At 72.3% G+C, this 4,199-nt stretch carries 2 protein-coding genes; both read right to left on the bottom strand.

Annotation, left to right across the window (positions count from 1 at the left end):
• A partial coding sequence (locus tag HOQ08_RS07775; protein ID WP_291192998.1) for a condensation domain-containing protein occupies nucleotides 1-1,714 on the bottom strand: 1,714 nt, incomplete at its 3' end.
• A partial coding sequence (locus HOQ08_RS07770) for an aminotransferase class III-fold pyridoxal phosphate-dependent enzyme (protein ID WP_291192996.1) occupies nucleotides 1,711-4,199 on the bottom strand: 2,489 nt, incomplete at its 5' end. The genes HOQ08_RS07770 and HOQ08_RS07775, both read right to left, overlap by 4 nt.

Genomic DNA, 4,199 nt, shown 5'->3' with positions numbered 1-4,199 from the left:
GCTCGGCCGGGAAGCCCGGGTCCAGCGGTACGTAGCCGGCACCGGCCTTGAGCGTGCCCAGCACCGCCGCCAGCAGGTCCACCCCGCGCGCCAGCGCGAGGCCCACCAGCGCCCCCGGCTGCACGCCCTGCGCCCGCAGGCCGTGCGCGATGCGGTTGGCGCGCGCCTCCAGCTCGCCGTAGCTCAACCTCACCGCCCCGCAGCGCACCGCTGCACGGTCCGGCGATGCATCGCACTGACGCTCGAACGGGCCGTGCATGGTGGCGACCGGAAACGCGCGCGCCGCCGGTTGCAGTGCGGCCAACGCTGCACGCGCGGCCGCATCCAGCAGCGGCAGCCTGCCCACCGGCGTCTGCGGTGCCGCGACCGCTCCACGCAGCAGCGTCTCGTACGCCTGCAGCCAGCGCCGGACGGTGGCGCGATCGAACAGGCCGGCGTTGTACTGGCATTCCAGCCGCAAGCCGCCGCGTTCCTGCACGGCATTGACGAACAGCTCGAAGTTCTCGTACTCGCGCGGCGTGCTGGAGAACTCCAGCGCCAGCCCGGGGAACGCGCCGGCCTGCCGGTCCAGCGCCTGGTCGATGTTGAACAGCACGCTGACCAGCGGCAGGCGGGCCGGATCGCGCGCGACGTCCAGTTGCCGCAGCAGGCTGCCGAAGGTGCAGCGCTGGTGGTCCAGCGCATCCAGCAGCGTGTCGCGCGAGAGCTCCAGCACGCGCGCGAACGGCTGGGCGGGATCGGCGCCGCAGCGTAGCGGCAGCAGGTTGACGCCGTGCCCGACCAGGTCACCCAGTCCCTCGCCCGCCTGCGCGGCAGCCGGAATGCCGACCACGACCTCTTCCTGCCCGGCCAGCCGGCCGAGCAGCGCGGCGAAGCTGCCGAGCAGGGTGGCGAACAGGCTGGCGCCTTGGCGCGCACCCAGGCGCTTGAGCGCCTCGACCAGCCCGGCGTCGAGCGCGTGGTCCTCGCGTCCCGCGGCGAACGTGCGCCGCGCCGGCCGCGGGCGGTCCCAGGGCAGGTCCAGCACGGGGGGCCGCTGCGCGTAACGCGCGACCCACCATGCCTGGTCGGCGGCGGTCGCGCGCCGAGCCCGCCGCTCGGCCCGTTGCAGCGCGGAGTCGGCGAAGGACGGTGCAGGCGCCAGCGGCGCGCCCCCAGCACCGCTGTGCAGGCCATAGAGCGTGCCTAGCTCGCGCACGATCACCCACCATGACCAGCCATCGCAGACCAGATGGTGTGCACACAGCAGCAGCACGTGATCGGCCGGACCCAGGCACACGAGCTCGGCGCGGAACAGCGGACCGGCTTCCAGCGCGAACGGCTCGCGCACCGCACGCGCGCGGCGCTCCTGCAACGCGGTCGCGCGCGCGGCCGCGTCCAGCGCGGAAAGATCCGTCTGCGCCAGCGCCATATCCATCCGCTCGCCCACGCAGAAGGTTTCGCCATCCGGGCCGAAGGTGGCGCGCAAGGCGTCATGGCGTTCGACGAGATCCTGCAGCGCCTGTTGGAGAGCCGCGCGGTCGAGCGGTCCGCGCAGATGCAGCGCGACCGCCTCGTTGTAGGCGAGCGACGCTTCCTCGCCGAGCTTCGCGGCCAGCCAGATCTCGCGCTGCGCCTCGGTGCTGGGCACCACCCGCGCCAGCGCGGGGCGGGCGAAGGGATCGTAGTCGACGGCCGCCAGCGCCGCGCTGCGCAGGTGCGCCGGCGTGTTCATTCGACCACCTTCATGTACTTGCCGGGCGCGTCCGGGTTGGGCACGAACCAGCAGGGCCGGCCGTCCGGCTCCCGGCCCAGCCGCGCACCGGGCAGCGGCGGGCGGCTCGCATCCATCGCGGCCTGCGCGGGCAGTACGTGGCGCGGCAGGAACTCCGACTCCTGCAGTTCGAGCACCGATTCCTTGTAGGCCTGGGTGATCTTCCGGAAGTCCGCCTCGCTGTGCGCGGTGGTGAAGAAGCAGGGGAAGTTGTCCAGGATGTGCACGCCGCGGCTGCGCATCATGGCGAACAGCAGGTCCTGCAGCGGGTGTTCCTCCAGGAACTGTGTCTTCCACAGCGAGGCGAACTGCCTGATGGCGATCGGCGCGCCCACTTCCACGAAGAATCCGTTGAGCTCGTCGGCCATCGCGGCGGTGCGTGCGTTCAGGCGCTCCTGCAGCGCCGGGCCTTCGTGCCTGAGGTGCTCGAGCACCGCGCGGGCCGCAGCCAGCGCCAGCGGGTGGCGCACGAAGGTGCCGGCGAAATAGGTGACGCCCACGGTCGGCGCCGAGTCGTCGCCGAACTGCCACTGGCCGCCGTCGAGCGCGTCCATGTACTCGCGCTTGCCGGCGATCACGCCGATCGGGAAGCCGCCGCCGACCACCTTGCCGTAGGTGGCCAGGTCCGCGCGGATGCCGAACAACGCCTGGGTTCCGCCGGGGTGGCTGCGGAAGCCGGTGACGATCTCGTCGAAGATGCACAGCGCACCGCTCTGCGCGGTGATCGCGCGCACCTCCCTGAGGAACTCGACCGGGCGGAAATCCGGCCGCCGGCTCTGCACCGGCTCGATCAGCACGGCGGCCAGCTCGTGCGCGCGCTCGCGGATGATCTCAAGCGACTCGGGCGTGCCGTAGTCGAGCACCAGCACGTGCTCGGCGGTGTTGCGCAGGATGCCGGGCGCCGCCGGCACCGCGCGCAGCTTCTTCGTGCCGCGCACGATCACTTCATCGTTGATGCCGTGGTAGGCGCCGGTGAACAGCACGACGGTTTCGCGTCCGGTGACCGTGCGCGCGATACGTAAGGCGCCCAGCACGGCTTCCGAACCGGTGTTGCACAGCGCGGCGCGCTCGTGCCCGGTCAGCTCGCACACCCGCTGCGCCACTTCGCCGGCGAGCGGGTGCTGCGGGCCGATCTCGTAGCCGAGTTCGAGCTGACGGCGCACCGCCTCCAGCACGAACGGCGGCTGCCAGCCGAACAGGCTCATGCCGAAGCCGTTGAGCGCATCGACGTATACGTTGCCGTCCAGGTCCCACACGTGCGCGCCCTGGGAGCGCTCGATCACCAGTTGATAGACGATCTCCTTGAGCAGCGGGCGGAAGCCGTTGACCACGCGCGGGTCGGCCATGTGCGGGCGCTGCGCCTGGGTGTACTCCTTCGACTTGCGCGTGCGCGCCACGTAGCGCTCGACGAAGCGGTCCAGTCGCACCTGCTGGCGCGGCGATAGTTCGAACTTGCCGGTGTCGATGCGGGCGATCGCGCCGAACGCCTTCTTGACGTCGTAGCGGGTGTGCGCGAGCGCGGCTTCCTCGTCGGCGGGCACGCGCGCAGCGGCCGCTGGAGCCGCAGCGTCCACAGATACAGAGGCACTCGCGGCCGCCACCGGGACCGAGGATGCGGCGCCCGTAAGCAGCGCCAGTTGCTGCGCCATCAGCTGCATCTGCTGCTCGATCACCTGCTGCACGTAGCTGCCGGGAGCGGCGGGCGCCGTCGTGAGCGCCGGCTGCGCAACCGCGACGGCTGCCGGCGCGGGCGGCACCGCGTCGACGGGGAGCTGTTCGTCCAGCAGCGCGGCCAGGCGCTCGAAGCTCGCGCACTCGCCCATCAGTTGGCGGAAGTTGACCTTCACCCCGAAAGCCTTGGACACGTGCAGCGCCACCTGGGTCAGCATCAGGCTGTCCAGCCCCAGTTCGATGAAATGGGCGGCCGGATCGGCGTCGGCCAGCTCGATGCCGGCGACCTCCTCGAAAGCGGCCTTGAGCCGGGCGAGCAGGCGCGGCCGGCGGTCCGTCGGTAGTGCAGGCTGGGTCGGCATGGACGCTCCCTCGGACGCAGCGGACGAAAGGGCCGACGCCGGCAGCGGCATGGCAGCCCGATGCACGGCGGACGACGCCGTAGCGGACGCGGCGGGCGCATCGACCCAATGACGCACGCGCTCGAACGGATAGCTGGGCAGGCGCACGCGATGGCGGTTGCGGCGGTGGTCGAGGCCCGCCGCATCCACCGCCACGCCCTGGCACCACAGCCGGCCCAGGGCATCGCGCAAAGCCGCCGGTTCGGCCTGCGGCGCATCGGCCAGCGAGGCCAGCGCGACGACCCGGCCCTGCCGCGGGCCCGGCTGCTGGCGCGCCAGCGCAGACAGCGTGGCGCGCGGGCCGACCTCCAGCAGCACCCGTGAGTGAGCCTCCAGCGCGCGGCCGAGCGCAGTGGAAAAACGCACCGTCCGGC

The organism is Frateuria sp. (assembly GCF_013362045.1).
In the GTDB taxonomy this organism is placed as follows: Bacteria; Pseudomonadota; Gammaproteobacteria; order Xanthomonadales; family Rhodanobacteraceae; genus Frateuria_A.
Note: the sequence above shows the minus strand (reverse complement) of the source record. Positions and strands in the feature narration are given on the sequence as shown.